We start from the raw sequence: 15,861 nt of genomic DNA, 5'->3' as shown, positions 1-15,861 counted from the left end.
GGGAGTTAATGATTAACCTGTAATGAAGAAATGGACGAGAGTAACGATCAATGACAAAAGTATTATTAGTAAATGGTCCCAACCTAAATTTACTCGGTCGACGTGAGCCTGAAGTTTATGGCTCAGAAACCCTTGCCCAAATTGTAGAGTCTCTACAAAAGCAAGCCTCACAATTATCAATTTCGCTTGAGCATATTCAATCTAACGCTGAACATGACTTGATTGATGCCATTCACCAAACGAAAGCAGAACTGATCATCATCAATCCTGCCGCTTTTACCCATACATCTGTCGCTCTTAGAGATGCCCTGCTCGGCGTCAACATTCCCTTTATAGAAGTTCACTTGTCTAATATTCACAGCCGTGAACCGTTTAGGCAACACTCATATTTTTCGGATAAAGCCATCGGAGTCATTTGTGGCTTTGGTAGCCAAGGGTACATAATGGCACTGCATGCCGCTGCTGCCCGACTCACAACGGCTTAACGCCAACTATCAGGTAAGGTAACCTGCTGCCATAACTGTTTAGACAGCTCTTCTTGGTTACCCCAATCTCCCTGTTGCAACCAATCAACTAACGCATCAGCGACTTGAGGGTACTCAATAGGTTGAGGATTGGCTTTTTTCAGCCAGCGACTGAGAGTTTGCGGATCTAACGTCATCATTGCATCTGCGGCAGCCAATAACTCTAATGCAGCTACGTTACAATGTTGTTCAAACTGACCCAGTAGAGGCTTAACTAAGATTTTTTTGCCTAAGGTGAGTGCTTCACTCACCAATTCGAATCCAGCATTGCAGATCACGCCTCCACAACTGGCTAAATGACGTTTAAATCCAAACCGATCGAAACCATGCCAAGTAATGTGACTGGGCAATTCTTGTTCAATGTTGTCTTTGTGGTATACCAAGAACTGATAATTGTCATAAGGTTTAAGCAACTCGATGACATCGCTCGCTGACTCAAACGGGAGGTAAACTAAAATTTGATGAGAAAACTCATCCTCGACTTCAGTTACATCAACAAATGGCGGTAAGATCGGAAAACCGAAATGATGCCAGTGACAACCTAACGCGACATCGACTGGAGCAAAATACTTCAACATTAAATCGCTAAACCATTGGGTTCCCGCTTTAGGTACAGCGTGCAATAGCGCAGCTTGATGACTAATGCCTATGGCTGGCACGCCTTGATTTTTCGCCGCCCATGCCGTAACAGGCTCGTAATCATTTAGCACTACATCATAATTGGTTAAATCGATGCTTTCGATGTCTTGCAGTATTGAGCGAGATAAATTTTGCTTGATGGTTTTACCTATTTGTAATTTCCCTGCTGCACTTGAAAACGTCATGCCTTTCAAGCACTGAAAATCGCCAAACTCTTCCATATCAAAGAATTGCTCACGGGAACGTCCTGAGAACAAATAATCAACGTGTAATCCTTGTTCCTGAAGTGCTGCTGCCATCACTCTAGCACGGCTCAAATGACCATTACCTGTGCCTTGAACCCCGTACAAAATACGCATGTAACACCTTGCTTATGTTAGCTAATATAATTGAAAGCCAGCATTACTGAACCAGAACCCAAAAGTGCTCCTGCAATGATATCGGTAGGGTAATGCACCATTAGGGCAACACGAGACAAACCAATGAACAATGCCCACAAGACAAATACAACACCTAACACAGGCAGCACAAAGCAGGTTGCTGTCGCCATGACGGTAGCCGCTGCTGTATGCCCTGAAGGCAAACTGAATTTATCAGAGGGTTCAAAAGCGAGCTCAATACCTTGAAAACAATGACAAGGGCGAGTTCGACGAATGCTATTTTTTAACAGTACATAAAGAGGCAACTCAATGGCAAAACTCGTCAGCAATAGATTAAACAGCTGCTGCCCTTTGGAATGAAATAGCAACAAAACCACAGCCAGTAACACATAGTAATGACCATCACCCGAAGCAGAAATCCTTTTGGCAACAAGTTGAAGCTGATATCGCTTAACCATATCAGCTATAGAGTAAAACCCCTGTATATCGAAACGACTGATCATCTTAAGCATTGACAGAACCTGAACTCTACACAAGTACCGATGCTGTAAAAGTAGACAATGTATATGACTATTAGGTTACTTTTACACGAATGTTTTATTACAAATGATGAATAAATATTTATGTAATATTAATAAGTGTAGCTGATGATATAAGAAGACTGGCTAAGTAGAAGTGAGAATGAACAATGGGCTCTTGATCATTCAAAAGCCCAAAGCTAGGAAGAATGGTTATGCTTTAGCTTCTACACCTGCTTTGCTTTCCATGTACATTTTCGTTAGATAGTAAACGTTAATGCATGCTATGAAAGCATTCATGCCTGCTACTGGCCATGCTTCGATTAATGCGCCATAAGACGAGAATAATGCACAACCAACAAAGTTTAAGCATCTTAGCTTAACAATGTCTTTCATCATTAATGAAATAGCTACCATGACTGATGCCATGTACCCTAAAATCTCAACCCAGTTTAATGCTTCCATCAGTCACCTCATTCTGTGCTTTAGAACTAGTAGCAGTTTCATTGCACAGGAACATTGTTTTTAATATAAAATAGTTTGTTCTTCGTATACTACCAAAGCCTATCGCATCTCTGAAACAGTAAACTTCAAATAGATGACCTAGTTCATACTTTGTGAAAATATTGTTATCTTGACAGCATTTATAGCCGTTTTTTTAACCTTAAAAGCATCAATAATGTGATCTTGCGATAAATCTTGGGCAATATTTTGCTGTAAATCAAAGAGGTAGAAAACAACCTCCCTTTACTATCTAAGTGTGGGTATACTTGAAATACAACAACCTATGATTACTTTATGTATTAGGGCGTGTTGATCTTTCAGGATTAAATTTTGTGCTATTTGAGCGCTTTTTTGTTCAAGGCGTGAGCAGTGAAGCTTAGCCATCTAAGTAAACTGGTCACAACACAGAACAGGAAGTGCTCAAAAGCATCGAAGACAGCGTAAATTGGTCACTTCTGCTGCGTTATCGTTTGTTTATGTGGAATAACCACACTGCACAAACTCTGCCTTGCATAAGATAACCAATTTATCGCTGCAAAAATAATCACGAAAGATCAACACGCCCTAGTTATTATTTTTAAGTTTTCTATCCGCTCAGCAAATGCTATAACTTCAGTTATTGCTGTTATTAGACACTATGACTCTTCAGGAGTATCAATATGGAATACAACACTTCAGAACTTTGCGATATGTATATAGACGTTGTCGACGTTGTGGAACCTATGTTCAGTAACTTTGGAGGCTGTAGTTCATTTGGTGGCTCTATCGTTACCATTAAATGTTTTGAAGACAATGGGCTTATCACCACAACATTGGCTGAAGATGGGACCGGGCAGGTTCTGTTAATTGATGGCGGTGGCTCACTTCGTCGTGCTTTGGTTGATGCCAAAATCGCAGAGCTGGCTGTTGAAAATAAATGGGAAGGCATTGTTGTATTCGGTGCGGTTCGGGATGTTGATAACTTAGAAGAGTTAGATATCGGTATTCAAGCCTTAGCGCCAATCCCAATTGGTGCTGACGATATCGGCCATGGTGAAAGCGACTTGCCGGTGAATTTTGGTGGAGTGACATTTTTACCTGGCGATCACATCTATGCAGATAACACAGGTATTATCTTATCTCCTGAGCCACTCGATATTGAATAAAAACGACACTTTTTTGTTTTGTTAAGGGCTGCTAGCTTGGCTGCCCTTATTTATTCACCTTTCACAATACGCTGATAAGATTCAGTCACAAACTCAGCGTACTTTTCTATTTCAGTGTTAAGCTCAACTATGGTACTCAGCCCCATCAGCGCACTGTAATGACCTGCTTTTCGATAATATTGATACCCTTCTAACAACAATTTTGCCTCTAGCTTTGTTAATAACTCCAGCTTGATCAATGTCTTTAACACTCGCATATTATCCGAATACTTGGCTAATTCTGGATATTGATGTGAAAAAGCAAGTACCCAATATTGAGTCATAAACTCAATGTCGACGATGCCACCACGGGAATGTTTTAAATCAAATTGCTCAGACGATGCCGATAATAAATGTGCCATCATTTTTGATCGCATTGCATCAATTTCTGCCTTTAATTGCGCTTGATCTCGAAACATAGTCAACACTGACTGCCGATATCCTTCAAACTGCTTATAAAGATCATGGCTACCGTCAATCATTCTTGCACGAACTAACGCTTGATGCTCCCACGTTTTAGCCTGTTGTTGGTATTCACCAAAACGATTGATTTCGCTCACCAACAATCCAGATGCACCCGATGGTCTTAATCTCATATCTACTTCATAAAGCTCACCAGAGCTGGTTCGAGTTGAAAATAAGTGGATGATCCTTTGCGCCAATTTGGCATAAAAACGAGTACTTTCAATCTGTTTTTCACCTGTGGTGACACAGCTTTTATCTTGGCAATTATGCAAAAATACCAAATCTAAATCAGAACCATAACCCAGCTCACGTCCACCCAATTTGCCATAACCAACCACAGCAAATCCGGTTTCGTTTATTCCTAGATGTTGAGGTAACCCATGACGCAACGTCGTTTGATACCAAGCATATTGCACCACTTGTTTGATAAGAGTCTCAGCAAGACGAGTGAGATGCTCACTGACTTCATCCACATCCAACAATCCCGTGATGTCAGCGGCTGCAATTCGTAATTGGTGAGATAACTTAAACTGACGCAAGGTTTCCATTTGCAGCTCTAAATCGTCTTCAGGGATCCGTAAACAATATTGCCTTAGCTCTTGTTGATAATCGTCAAGCTTGGTAATTTGATAAAGCTGTGCAGGATCGATAAGTTCATCCAACAACATTGGGAACTTCGCTAATTGCTCACCAATCCAAGGACTCGCTTGACACAATAAAATCAACTGATTGCGAGCACCGGGGTTTTCACATAATAAATCGAGGTAAGTGGTTCGTCCTATTACTCGATTTAATACCAATGCAATCGCCGAAAAAGCCAGTGCCGATTTAGACTGCTGACATAACTCTGCAATCAAATAAACCATGAGCTTATCAAGGGCGTCTCTCCCTTTGGGTCCTATGGGCTTTTTAAGAATATCCGCCCGCCAAGAAAACACTTTAGTGAGCAATTCACTGGCCTCAATGCCCTGCTTTTGAGCTAGGCGTTCCGCAACTTCAAGCTCTTGCTCATGCCAAATTTGTTCAGCCCAATCACAGCTATCTTCCTCTTGCTGAGTTTCACCAATACAAGCCTGAAAATGCTTATGGATGTTTTCCATATGTTCAATGATTTTCTGCTGTAAAGAATTTGGGCTATCTTCATCCATTGCCCAAGTAAGGCGCTGCCAATTCAAATCATTATCTGGCAAGGTTTGGGTTTGCTGATCATCAATGGCCTGTAATAAGTTCTCTACCCTTCTTAAATACAGGTAACCCGCTTTCAGCTCCACTTTGTCATTAAAGCCTATAAAGCCGTGATGGAAGACATTCTCAAGTGCGAGTAACAGGTTTGGTTTTCTTAAATCGGGTTGACGCCCACCATGGATCAACTGAAAGTTCTGCACAATAAACTCTGCTTCTCGGATCCCACCAGCTCCCAATTTAATATTATTATCAAGCTGGCGACGACGTACCTCTTGGTTGATCATACGCTTCATTTTTCGTAATGAATCGATAGCCGTATAGTCGATATAACGACGATATTTAAAAGGCCGTAAAAGCTCTTTCAGCTCACGTTTGTGTTGACAAAAAGGCCCTAAAACTCTGGCTTTGATCATCGCATAGCGTTCCCACTCACGACCTTGCACTTGATAATAATGCTCAAGGGCACTGTAACTGCACACTAACGGACCACTTTCTCCATAAGGACGCAAACGCATATCCACTCGATAAGCAAAGCCATCAATGGTGACTTGATCTAACAAGCTGATTAGCTTTTGTCCCATACGAGTAAAAAATTCTTGGTTATCTCTTGTTTTTCGCCCTCCTACCGTTTCTCCAGCTTCAGGATAGGCAAATATCAAATCCACATCAGATGAAAAATTCAGTTCACCGCCGCCTAGCTTACCCATGCCCATGATCATCAATGGCTGAGCCTCACCTTTAACATTAACAGGTGTGCCATATAAGCCACACAAGCCTTTATAAAGCCAGTCGCGAGTGCCGATAATTGTTGCTTCCGCTAATTTAGATAAATCATATAAGGACTGTTCTGTCGTGCAGTAACCTAAAAAGTCACGCCAAGCTATGGTTACCATCTGACGTTGTCTGAATAAACGAATGATCCGCTTTGCATCAGCGTCGTCTTTTACCTCATCTAACTGCCTGAGCAAGCGGCTGCGATAAAATTCACTTAGGCAATCTTCATGCAATTCTTCTAGAATATTAGCGATCCATTGAGGGTTGCGTAGCAGTTGTCGATAAACGAAGTCACTTAGCCCAAAAATTTGTTTCAATTCTTGTTGTTGCTCAGAATTAAGTTGTTGATATATTTCAGGGAAGCGATCTTTCAATTGCTGTACGCTTTGGGACGCAATTTTTTCAATATCAAGATTAAAAGGCTTGTTAGTCTGCTTATCCATAGTCATAATCATTTACAAAGCGCACACATTCGACATATTATGTCGGCTTATGCTATACAGTTAGAGTCTCTATTGGCAAGTATACCAATTAGATGAATCCTAAGGCTGTTGATCTTTCGTGTTTTTTTAATGATCAACACATACAAATTCACATGGGAGTGCATATGGCAGGAATGCTACGCCAAGCCATATTAATTATGAGTATTGGACTGAGTTTGCTCGTGTTAACGGGTTGCGGTGATGATCGCCCAGAACAAATCCAACACTACCAAAAATTAACCGATAATCGTTTAGCGACCTTGGCACAAGAGTTGAGAAACGGCCAATTACGCAATGCCGAATTACTCAAACAATATTCGGCCATTCTCGCTAAGCAGAAGCCGCAGTATACCGCGCTATTACAACAGCTGGCGAAAGATGCCACCGATCAAGGGCCGATTTTTAAAGGGCTAACAAGACGATTATCAGAATCTAAAGACTCTGCTAATTTCATCGATCTTGATGCACAGCTTGCCGAAATCGAAAACTTATATCAAGCCGCAGCTCCATCCTTATACAATGATATGCTTTCCGATCCTGTAAACGTCATTGCTGATATGTCTGGTGGAACACTTGCTAGAGTCAATTCCATCAGCAGACAAGCTGATTTAATGGCGAATAACGCTTCGGACTTTGGTGCAGGTAGCCAATTAGTGGGCAACCCTAGTTATGGTCAATGGCAAACAGGCAGCAATGGCATATCGTTTTGGGAGTGGTACGGTATGTATGCTTTGTTTTCTAACTTAGCGTCTCCGGTTCGTTATGATTCTTGGTCACGCCATCGAGGGTACAGCTATTATGGCGATGTAGGACGCTATCGATACACCTCCCCTAAGCAGATGAAAAAGCAGCAATCTGTTTATCAAAAAACACAAAGCAAATTTAAGCGCCAAGGTAAGAGCTTTACCAGTCCTTACGCCAAAACTCGCACAGGCTCTACCAGTTTGAGCCGTGCTAGCCAAGTGAGTGCATCAACCAAATCATCGAGCAGTAAATTTCGCTCTAATTACTCTAAAAGCAGTAATTTTCGTAACTCTTCTAGTCGAACGTCACGCGGTATCAGTCGTGGGAAATAAAAGGATATATCATGTCATTTTTTGAGGATTTCGGCCTAAGCCAACAATTGCTGATCATCTTGTTGATAGATCTAGGTATTGCCACCCTACTGTTGACGTTAATGCGTTTCATTTTGGGCTGGAGTGCTAACGTAAACACCCAGAAAGAGTTAGCAGAAAAGGATAACTTTGCCTTTGGTATCAGCACAGCAGGAGCCGTGGCTGCTTTAGGTATTGTGCTCACTGGCGCCATCACAGGTGAAGCCGCTAGCAGTTACACCGCTGAAGCAATAGGTTTACTCAGCTATGGTATTGTCGGCATTGTGCTTATTAAGCTTGGCCGTTTTATTCATGATAAAATTGCCCTAAACCAATTTAATAAAAATGAGCAAATTATTAGTGGTAACCTTTCGGTAGCCATTGTTGATGCCGGTGCTGTGATTGCAACTGCCATCATTATTCGTGCGACTTTATTGTGGGTTGAAGATTTATCCCTCAATACATTTATTGCCATTTTTAGTAGCTTTATTATTGCTCAGTTGATGTTAGTTTTATTAACTCGCTGGCGTGAAAATCGCTATCAAAAACGCAATCAAGGGCAAGGCCTTCAACAAGCCTTAATTCAAGGAAATACGGCCTTAGCTTTGCGTCATGCAGGTTATATGATAGCCATGGGCTTGAGCTTTAATGCAGCCAGTCATTTTATTGAATATGTACCCGATGCGTATGTGAGTAACCTGCTGGCTTGGTTGGTATTTTCAATCATCATGTTGGTTGCGCTCTCAATCTTGCAATTTATTGTGAAAGCAACGGTACTTGCTAAAATCAATCGCAGCGCCGAGGTTGAGTTACAACATAATGTTGGTTTAGCCGCTATTGAAGTAGCGATTAGCTTTTCGGTAGCCATGATCTTAACCGCCTTGATGGCATAAGCAAATCAAGCTGTGAAATAAAGCATCTCTCATATCCCTGAGTTCGAGAGATGCTTATTTAATTTTTAATTTCTTTTAAGGGATGTTCGATGACCATCGCCGCCCAAACATCATCTTCATCAAATCGCTCACTCACCAAATGGGATGATGCCCTGCTACTAATAACCATGGCTCTATTAGCAGGCTGTGGCTTAATTTATGAGTACTTGCTCTCTCATTATGCAGGTCGAGTTCTTGGCGCACTTGAAGCTGCAATCTACACCATGATTGGCATCATGATTGTGTCGATGGGATTAGGCGCATTTGCCGCACGTAAAATTCGTTGCGCGTTTACTGGCTTTGCGGTTTTAGAGTTAATTGTGGCTATTTGCGGTGCTAGTGCCATTATGATCACCGCTGCCATCATTGGTTTTACCGCCGAGTTTCCGGAATATCTTTCTCAAACTTTTGCACTACCACCAGATACTTTACCCAACGGTGGTGTGATGCACCAACTGCAAACCGCGAGTACATACTTACCCTATCTATGGGGCACGATCCTCGGGTTAATGATAGGAATGGAAATACCATTGATTGCTCGTGTGCGCCAAGCCCTATCTGATGAACATCTGCTTCATAACGCAGGAACGATTTATGGTGCTGACTACATTGGGGCAGGAATTGGTGCAGCAATTTGGGTAAGTGTCATGCTCGCCATGGATATTGAGCTAGCCGCTTCCTTAACAGCCAGTGTTAATTTACTGGCTGGCTTCGTATTTTTATTCCGATTTCGTAAACGTATTCGTCACTTCCCTTGGCTACTATTAGGCCATATTCTTGCTTCAATTTTATTGATAATGCTCGCACGTTTTGGACCAGATTGGCAGCAAGGATTCAATAATTTACTCTATAAAGATAAAGTGGTTTATGCCAAGTCCACTCGCTTTCAACAACTGACGTTTACCCAACGATTACGAGGTAATAGCTTACCGGCTGTCGATTCTTTATATATCAATGGGCGTTTACAGTTTTCCAGTGAAGATGAGCACATCTACCATGCTTTTTTAGTTCACCCCACAATGTCAGCTAGTGCTCGCCACGATAAGGTGTTGATTGTGGGTGGTGGTGATGGCCTAGCGCTCAAACAAGTTTTTAAGTGGCACCCTAAACATGTCGTATTGATGGATTTGGACAAAGGTTTGATTGATGCATTTGCTGGGAAAGATCCTAAAATGCCTCACTTTTTGAATCAGCAGCTGTTAACCCTCAATGGTAATTCGCTTAATGATCCGAGAGTATCGATTAAATATAACGATGCCTTTAACGGTGTCGATGAATTAATTCGAGAGCAACAAAAATTTGATGTCATTATTGTGGACTTGCCGGATCCTAGCCACCCCGATCTTAATAAACTGTATTCAGACATTTTTTATTTGAAGTTAAAGCAATTATTGAGCGGTGATGGCGCAATCACCATTCAGTCCACATCTCCGTATCATGCCAAGAATGCATTTATCTCTGTAGGTAAAACATTACAGTTAGCAGGATTCAAGGTAGAACAATACCATCATAATGTCCCAAGCTTTGGTGAGTGGGGATGGACTATTGGTACCATTATGGGTAAAGATGCGTTAACCAGATTACAAAGTGTTCAACAATTTCCGATTGACGAACACTGGCTAACCCCCGCGTTGACTCGGGCAGCGTTTGAGTTTCCGGGGAATTTTTATGATGATAACAAAAACGTAAAGGCTAACGTGTTAGGGTCATTGCAGCTCTACCGATATCACTTAGCCGCATGGAAGGACGAACTAGGAGTCGATCCTTCAATGACTGGCAATTAACCAAAAAAACTGCTTGACATATTATGTCTCAGTGCTATTGTTTGACTCAAGACATATTATGTCAATAAGGATAATTATGAACATTCACGCAATTGCAAACTATCTCAATGAATTGGGCGATAAGGGTGAAACAGGCTTTAATTTTGACTGTTATCCCATTGATGGCGAAGTGGAAGTGCTACAAGTTAATGTCATTGATCGTGAAGAAATTCCGGTATTTATCTCCGTTACCGATAATCAAATACTGTGCATCAGTTATTTATGGGATGAGAACGAGGTAAATCCAGACAAACGAACAGAAATGTTCGAAACCATGCTAGAACTTAATATCCCAATGCCACTATCGGCTTTTGCCAAAGTCGATAACAAGTATGTGGTTTATGGTGCTCTGTCACTGAACTCTAGCATGAATGAAATTGAGCAAGAAATCGCCGTGTTGTCGGATAACTGTCTTGAAGTTATCGACGAAATGGTTGCCTACTTGAAATAAGGAGACAGGATATGGGCATTTTAAGCAAAATTCTAACCGCATTTCGTGGTGGTGCTACCGAAATCGGTGAAAGCATTGTAGATGCAAACTCAACGCGAATTTTTGAACAAGAAATTCGTGATGCTAAAAAGCATCTAACTAACGCCAAGCGTGAACTAACTGACGTTATGTCTAAAGAAATGCAGGCCAGTCGAGAAGTTGATCGACTAAAGCGCAGCATTGAAGAGCATGAAGGCTATGCAACACAAGCACTTGAAAAAGGTAATGAAGCTCTAGCCCTAGAAGTAGCAGAAAAAATCGCGACTCTTGACCAAGAGCTTACTGAACAGCAATCAGCACTCGATAGTTTCAGCGCACACGTTGCTCGCCTTAAAGAATTAGTGAAAAAGACAGAACGCCAGCTTTCTGATTATCAGCGTCAACTCAGTATGGTGAAAACCACTGAAAGTGTGCAAAAGGCCACGGCGACCATTTCTGATTCGTTTGCAACCAGCAACTCTAAGCTAATGAATGCCAAAGAGTCACTAGAACGTATTAAAGCGAAGCAACAACAGTTTGATGACAAGCTAAAAGCAGCTGAAACGCTTGAAAACGAAAACAGTGATAAATCACTGCAGGCAAAGCTAGCTGAAGCGGGTATTGGTGAAAAGACATCTGACGCCAATGCCGTGCTGGAGCGTTTAAAAGCACGTAAAGGTTAAACCCACCCTTGCCCATCTATGTGAATAGATTTGAGGCTCAGCGACTCATCGGCAGGATCCAACCACTGCCATTGAGTCGCTTTCTTGTTTTTAATGATGTTAGGGCATGTTGATCTTTCAGGATTAAATTTTGTGCTATTTGAGCACTTTTTTGTTCAAGGCGTGAGCAGTGAAGCTTAGCCATCTAAGTAAACTGCTCACAACAAAGAACAGAAAGTGCTCAAAAGCATCGAAGATAGCGTAAATTGGTCACTTCTGCTGCGTTATAGTTTGTTTATGTGGGACAACCACACTTCACAAACTCTGCCTTGCATAAGATAACCAGTTTATCGCTGCAAAAATAAACACGAAAGTTCAACACGCCCTAGTCTTCTGGAGGAAGGTACATGAGTTTTTTTAGTTCTCTTTTTAAAACAGACACCCCTGCACGTCAGTTGAATCATCCAGAACAACTGATTGTGGGTGATATGATCACGCTTGATGATAGTTTTGCGCTTCCTCCCCATTTACGTGGCCAACAGCTAAAAGTCGAGTCTATCAATACCTATGAATACGAACGCTCTCAGCAAACTGAATGGCATTTAAAGGGAACAGGAAGTCATAACCTTTATCTCACACTAGATAAAGATGAAGACGTATATCTCGCTTTCTCTTTAAAAATTACTCGAAGTGACGTCGAGCAGTTATTTGACTTAGATACTTTCAGTGAAATCTTTGAAGAGACTTCTCAAACAGTGCTTACAGTAAACTCAGAACACCAATGCAATGACTTAACTCAGTGGCTTGGGGAAACCTACAGACGCATTAAATTCGCTCAACAAGGTTTTTTCCACGATAAAGATTATAGGAACCAGAATCCACCTAGTGATCGCGGTGACGAATTTGAGAACTACTTTTTAATCGATGATGTCGAAGAGCATGCCATTGATATCGAAGTTTTTGATGGTGGAGAAACCGACGTAAGCTTAATTTTATACCGCCCTTTGTCCGACATTCGTCAATATTGGCCGATTTCTTAGCTATTACGGGCTAGGCAATTTTGAAATATTTGGTAACATTGACCAAAGAAAGAATAAGGAGCAGCTTAATTTTGAGTAACACTAAAAGCAAATTACCAGAAAAATGGCAACAGAGTCAAAAAGCGGCGAAAGCCACTCAGGTTGCTTTTGATTTGGATGAAAAATTTCAATACTCAATACGAAAAGCTGCACTTGATTCAGGCGTAAGCCCCTCTGATCAAATTCGCACAATTTTAGGTTTAGAAGTATCCAAGCGCCCAAAACGTCCTCGTCTTACTGTTTCTTTGAGCTTAGATGACTATCAAATTCTCGCAGAGAAGTATGGTCTCGACTCTGAAGAACAACTCGAAATAAAAAAACGAGTATTAGATGATCTCGTCAATTACGTAACAGACGAATTGATCGACAGATAACCTTTTCACCAAGGACGAAGCATGACTCAGCGTAGACGGTTATTTGACCAATTAGACGGCCCAAAACCTTTTGAGCTAGCAATGATGATACTTTCATTGATCGCCGTTACTATCATGCTATTTCTAGCTTTTGGTGATTTATCTGATCAGACTCATAAGTTATTATTTTTTATCGATACATCTATTTGTTTAGTATTTCTCGGGCATTTTTTTTACTGCTTATTTCGCTCTAAACATAAGCTCCAATACTTGAAACATCATTGGATTGATTTTGTCGCCAGTATTCCTGCTATTGAACCACTCAGAGCAGCCCGCATTTTTCAGGTATTACGAGTCTTACGCTTGATCCGAACCAGTCGTTCATTACTACTTCCGTTGCTCAAACAAAAGAAAGAAGCAACGTTTGCCAGCTTATTAGTCGCCATTGTTGCCATTTTGTCTTTATCATCTGTTTTGATATTGATCGTAGAAAGCGGTGTTGACAGCGCCAACATTCATACGGCTGAACAAGCAATATGGTGGGCCTTAGTAACGATTTCGACTGTAGGTTATGGTGATTATTACCCGGTTACTACCGTCGGCCACATTATCGGTGGCTTAGTGATCATCTCTGGTGTCAGTTTCTTTGGTGTGGTTTCTGGCTATATGGCTTCAGTCTTTGTCGCACCAGATGAAGATGAAATAAAAGAAACCCAACGAGAACACAGAGAACAAATCAAATTTGAACTCCAACAGGCTCTTGCTCGAATGGAAGCCAATCAAAAGCAGATGGAACAAAACCAACAGCTGTTATTAAACGAAGTTAAAAAGTTAAGCCAACAAATTAACGATAAAAAATAGCAGTAATTGCCGCCACTATTCCCAAATATATCTTATTTAATTAGTGCGTTCAGTTTTGAAATAGAGCAAAAGTACTAGTACTTTAGTGCTATATTTCACAAACCATTAACATTGTGAGTGTGGTTTATAAAATAAACTGATAGCTTAGACTTTCGTTGGGGTTTATATGCAACAAAAGTCATGATTTATAAATTAAAAAAAATCACGCTACTTTTAATTTCAATAGTCCTTTTTTCTACTCAAAACACCGCTGCCAACGAGATAGAACTCAGTGGGCTGGTAATTGATAGAACTCTCACTCGTTTTGGAAAGGATTTTACTTTCTATTATTCAGGATACTGGCGTGAATTACCCTACACACAGGGCCACAACGTCACTATTAGCGAAACGGTTTTCCCTCAAGCCGGAACACTTCTTGTGGTGAAACTCAATGATAAAAAAATATACCAAACCCATTTTGGGCGACGCATGCTAGCCGTGGAAAAAAGGGCAGAACAAGCCATGCTAGTGACCATTGACTATTTGGCATACCTTCAGGCTCAACAATATAACAACGATTTTGACGATCAAATAGATGGATATTAATGTTAAGGGACTATCATGAATAAAATAAAAACAACGGCAGCCATCATTGCGCTTATCACCACTCCTGGCCTCAGTGCCTCTGAGTTGGTGTATGAGCCCATCAACCCAACCTTTGGTGGAAACCCACTCAATGGCTCTTACTTTTTCACAAAAGCGAAAGCACAAAATAACCACTCTGAAAACGATGCCAGAGACTTTGTTACTCGTTTTAAACAGTCCTTAGAAAGAAACATAATGAGCAAAATCACTCGTGATTTTGCTAATAAAGAGCTAAAAGAGGGCACATTCGATGCGGGTGACTATACCATCACTGTAGCAGATCTGGGCGGTGGCCGATTTCAAGTCACAATCTTGAACGAGCTAACTGGTGAAACCACTGTCATTGACATGATCAATCCTGGTTACTAGGAGCCTATCATGAAAAAAACGCTTTTACTTGCAAGCAGTTTATTAATGAGTGGCTGTGGTCTATTAACTCATCCTGCATTAAATATTACCCCAGCAAAAATCAATGCTCCTAGTGAATTATTAGTTCAAATGCAACAAAACCCAAAGCCTAAATTTCGAATACCTGTTGCTGTTTATTCATTCAGAGACCAAACTGGGCAATATAAACCCCAACAAAAAACCAGTACTTTTTCTACCGCTGTGACGCAAGGGGCTACTCCAATGTTAGTGCAAACCCTTCTGGATAGTGAGTGGTTTACACCAGTTGAACGAGAAGGCTTACAGAACTTATTGACCGAGCGAAAAATATTACAAAAGAATCAAATTAAGATTGATAAGAAAAACAGCGACCTGCCAAGCCTAACCAATGCCCGGCTATTACTTGAAGGAGGGATCATTGGCTATGAAACCAATACTACAACTGGCGGTAAAGGCGCAGGGTATTTTGGTATCACTGCATCAGATTTATACAGAGAAGATCAAGTAACCGTTTATTTACGTGCGATAGACGTTCATAGCGGCAAAGTTTTATTGTCAGTTAATACGACTAAGAAAATATACTCTCAACAAGTTCGCGCAGGTCTAAATCGATTTACTAGTTTAAATCGTTTGGCAGAGGCTGAGTTTGGTTACAGTACCAATGAACCTGTTCAATACTGTGTTAAACAGGCTATTGAGCTTGCAGTCTTTGAGTTAATTGAACAAGGTAAAAAGAATAAACTATGGACAGCTCAGCCAACTATCAAAGGATAACTTATAACAACGAACAAAATTCAACCAGAATTTGCTTTCGTTATTGTTAACAGATTGATAAATTAATTAGGCGCAATTGGATCTAAACATAAAAGCTAATAAAGCACGTCTTGTACAACGGGTCACAGAGTTATTAAAACAATATTCG

General features: G+C 41.0%; 17 protein-coding genes. 13 read left to right on the top strand and 4 right to left on the bottom strand.

Annotated features, from left to right (window positions below):
- Positions 1 to 50 precede the first annotated feature (50 nt).
- On the top strand, positions 51 to 485 hold the full coding sequence (gene aroQ, locus D5018_RS06390; RefSeq protein ID WP_121838181.1) for a type II 3-dehydroquinate dehydratase: 435 nt from the start codon (positions 51 to 53) through the stop codon (positions 483 to 485).
- On the opposite strand, the gene D5018_RS06385 is transcribed toward aroQ, so the two are convergent.
- The 3 genes from D5018_RS06385 to D5018_RS06375 form a co-directional block, all read right to left on the bottom strand.
- Entirely contained in the window at positions 482 to 1,522 is a 1,041-nt protein-coding gene (locus D5018_RS06385) for an MJ1255/VC2487 family glycosyltransferase (RefSeq protein WP_121838180.1), read from the bottom strand. The two genes, aroQ and D5018_RS06385, sit on opposite strands and share 4 nt — an antisense overlap.
- Before the next feature lie 17 nt (positions 1,523 to 1,539).
- Entirely contained in the window at positions 1,540 to 2,055 is a 516-nt protein-coding gene (locus D5018_RS06380) for a phosphatase PAP2 family protein (protein WP_121838179.1), read from the bottom strand.
- A gap of 219 nt (positions 2,056 to 2,274) precedes the next feature.
- A complete protein-coding gene (locus tag D5018_RS06375; RefSeq protein WP_121838178.1) occupies positions 2,275 to 2,526 on the bottom strand; it encodes a YgjV family protein in 252 nt (83 codons plus the stop codon).
- 698 nt (positions 2,527 to 3,224) lie between these two features.
- Here D5018_RS06375 and rraA point away from each other — a divergent pair.
- The gene (gene rraA / locus D5018_RS06370; protein WP_121838177.1) at positions 3,225 to 3,710 is read left to right on the top strand and encodes a ribonuclease E activity regulator RraA; all 486 of its coding nucleotides are present in this window, start codon (positions 3,225 to 3,227) and stop codon (positions 3,708 to 3,710) included.
- A 50-nt stretch (positions 3,711 to 3,760) separates the two neighbouring features.
- On the opposite strand, the gene glnE is transcribed toward rraA, so the two are convergent.
- A complete protein-coding gene (gene glnE / locus D5018_RS06365) occupies positions 3,761 to 6,622 on the bottom strand; it encodes a bifunctional [glutamate--ammonia ligase]-adenylyl-L-tyrosine phosphorylase/[glutamate--ammonia-ligase] adenylyltransferase (protein WP_121838204.1) in 2,862 nt (953 codons plus the stop codon).
- 158 nt (positions 6,623 to 6,780) lie between these two features.
- Here glnE and D5018_RS06360 point away from each other — a divergent pair, with 158 nt between their 5' ends.
- The 11 genes from D5018_RS06360 to D5018_RS06310 all read left to right on the top strand — a co-directional run bounded on the left by D5018_RS06360 (position 6,781) and on the right by D5018_RS06310 (position 15,713).
- On the top strand, positions 6,781 to 7,731 hold the full coding sequence (locus tag D5018_RS06360; RefSeq protein ID WP_121838176.1) for a hypothetical protein: 951 nt from the start codon (positions 6,781 to 6,783) through the stop codon (positions 7,729 to 7,731).
- Between the two features lie 11 nt (positions 7,732 to 7,742).
- Positions 7,743 to 8,642 (top strand): DUF350 domain-containing protein, encoded by a 900-nt coding sequence (locus D5018_RS06355; protein ID WP_121838175.1) that lies wholly within the window; start codon positions 7,743 to 7,745, stop codon positions 8,640 to 8,642.
- 89 nt (positions 8,643 to 8,731) lie between these two features.
- Positions 8,732 to 10,465 carry a polyamine aminopropyltransferase gene (locus D5018_RS06350; protein WP_121838174.1) on the top strand — a complete coding sequence of 578 codons (1,734 nt, stop codon included), beginning with the start codon at positions 8,732 to 8,734 and terminating at the stop codon, positions 10,463 to 10,465.
- 76 nt (positions 10,466 to 10,541) lie between these two features.
- Entirely contained in the window at positions 10,542 to 10,955 is a 414-nt protein-coding gene (locus tag D5018_RS06345) for a YjfI family protein (protein ID WP_121838173.1), read from the top strand.
- A gap of 11 nt (positions 10,956 to 10,966) precedes the next feature.
- Positions 10,967 to 11,656: a PspA/IM30 family protein gene (locus D5018_RS06340; protein ID WP_121838172.1), complete on the top strand. Its 690-nt coding sequence runs from the start codon at positions 10,967 to 10,969 to the stop codon at positions 11,654 to 11,656.
- Between the two features lie 386 nt (positions 11,657 to 12,042).
- Positions 12,043 to 12,675, top strand: coding sequence for a hypothetical protein (locus D5018_RS06335; protein WP_121838171.1), 633 nt, complete (start codon positions 12,043 to 12,045; stop codon positions 12,673 to 12,675).
- A gap of 71 nt (positions 12,676 to 12,746) precedes the next feature.
- The gene (locus tag D5018_RS06330) at positions 12,747 to 13,088 is read left to right on the top strand and encodes a hypothetical protein (protein WP_121838170.1); all 342 of its coding nucleotides are present in this window, start codon (positions 12,747 to 12,749) and stop codon (positions 13,086 to 13,088) included.
- A 21-nt stretch (positions 13,089 to 13,109) separates the two neighbouring features.
- Positions 13,110 to 13,928 carry a potassium channel family protein gene (locus D5018_RS06325; RefSeq protein WP_121838169.1) on the top strand — a complete coding sequence of 273 codons (819 nt, stop codon included), beginning with the start codon at positions 13,110 to 13,112 and terminating at the stop codon, positions 13,926 to 13,928.
- A gap of 180 nt (positions 13,929 to 14,108) precedes the next feature.
- Positions 14,109 to 14,513, top strand: a complete 405-nt coding sequence (locus D5018_RS06320; protein ID WP_121838168.1) for a curli production assembly/transport protein CsgE — start codon at positions 14,109 to 14,111, stop codon at positions 14,511 to 14,513.
- Between the two features lie 15 nt (positions 14,514 to 14,528).
- Positions 14,529 to 14,921, top strand: coding sequence for a curli assembly protein CsgF (locus D5018_RS06315; RefSeq protein ID WP_121838167.1), 393 nt, complete (start codon positions 14,529 to 14,531; stop codon positions 14,919 to 14,921).
- A 9-nt stretch (positions 14,922 to 14,930) separates the two neighbouring features.
- Positions 14,931 to 15,713 (top strand): CsgG/HfaB family protein, encoded by a 783-nt coding sequence (locus tag D5018_RS06310; protein WP_121838166.1) that lies wholly within the window; start codon positions 14,931 to 14,933, stop codon positions 15,711 to 15,713.
- Positions 15,714 to 15,861 lie beyond the last annotated feature (148 nt).

It is taken from the genome of Parashewanella curva, from assembly GCF_003675895.1.
In the GTDB taxonomy this organism is placed as follows: domain Bacteria; phylum Pseudomonadota; class Gammaproteobacteria; order Enterobacterales; family Shewanellaceae; genus Parashewanella; species Parashewanella curva.
This window is presented reverse-complemented; position numbering and strand designations above follow the sequence as displayed.

Bases quoted from the DNA above. Each gene is read 5' to 3' on its own strand.
- D5018_RS06380 (WP_121838179.1), bottom strand. From the start codon at position 2,055: ATGCTTAAGATGATCAGTCGTTTCGATATACAGGGGTTTTACTCTATA.
- D5018_RS06385 (WP_121838180.1), bottom strand. From the start codon at position 1,522: ATGCGTATTTTGTACGGGGTTCAAGGCACAGGTAATGGTCATTTGAGC.
- D5018_RS06355 (WP_121838175.1), top strand. From the start codon at position 7,743: ATGTCATTTTTTGAGGATTTCGGCCTAAGCCAACAATTGCTGATCATC.
- D5018_RS06310 (WP_121838166.1), top strand. From the start codon at position 14,931: ATGAAAAAAACGCTTTTACTTGCAAGCAGTTTATTAATGAGTGGCTGT.
- rraA (WP_121838177.1), top strand. From the start codon at position 3,225: ATGGAATACAACACTTCAGAACTTTGCGATATGTATATAGACGTTGTC.
- glnE (WP_121838204.1), bottom strand. From the start codon at position 6,622: ATGACTATGGATAAGCAGACTAACAAGCCTTTTAATCTTGATATTGAA.
- D5018_RS06315 (WP_121838167.1), top strand. From the start codon at position 14,529: ATGAATAAAATAAAAACAACGGCAGCCATCATTGCGCTTATCACCACT.
- D5018_RS06340 (WP_121838172.1), top strand. From the start codon at position 10,967: ATGGGCATTTTAAGCAAAATTCTAACCGCATTTCGTGGTGGTGCTACC.
- D5018_RS06335 (WP_121838171.1), top strand. From the start codon at position 12,043: ATGAGTTTTTTTAGTTCTCTTTTTAAAACAGACACCCCTGCACGTCAG.
- D5018_RS06350 (WP_121838174.1), top strand. From the start codon at position 8,732: ATGACCATCGCCGCCCAAACATCATCTTCATCAAATCGCTCACTCACC.
- D5018_RS06375 (WP_121838178.1), bottom strand. From the start codon at position 2,526: ATGGAAGCATTAAACTGGGTTGAGATTTTAGGGTACATGGCATCAGTC.
- D5018_RS06320 (WP_121838168.1), top strand. From the start codon at position 14,109: ATGATTTATAAATTAAAAAAAATCACGCTACTTTTAATTTCAATAGTC.
- D5018_RS06345 (WP_121838173.1), top strand. From the start codon at position 10,542: ATGAACATTCACGCAATTGCAAACTATCTCAATGAATTGGGCGATAAG.
- D5018_RS06360 (WP_121838176.1), top strand. From the start codon at position 6,781: ATGGCAGGAATGCTACGCCAAGCCATATTAATTATGAGTATTGGACTG.
- D5018_RS06325 (WP_121838169.1), top strand. From the start codon at position 13,110: ATGACTCAGCGTAGACGGTTATTTGACCAATTAGACGGCCCAAAACCT.
- aroQ (WP_121838181.1), top strand. From the start codon at position 51: ATGACAAAAGTATTATTAGTAAATGGTCCCAACCTAAATTTACTCGGT.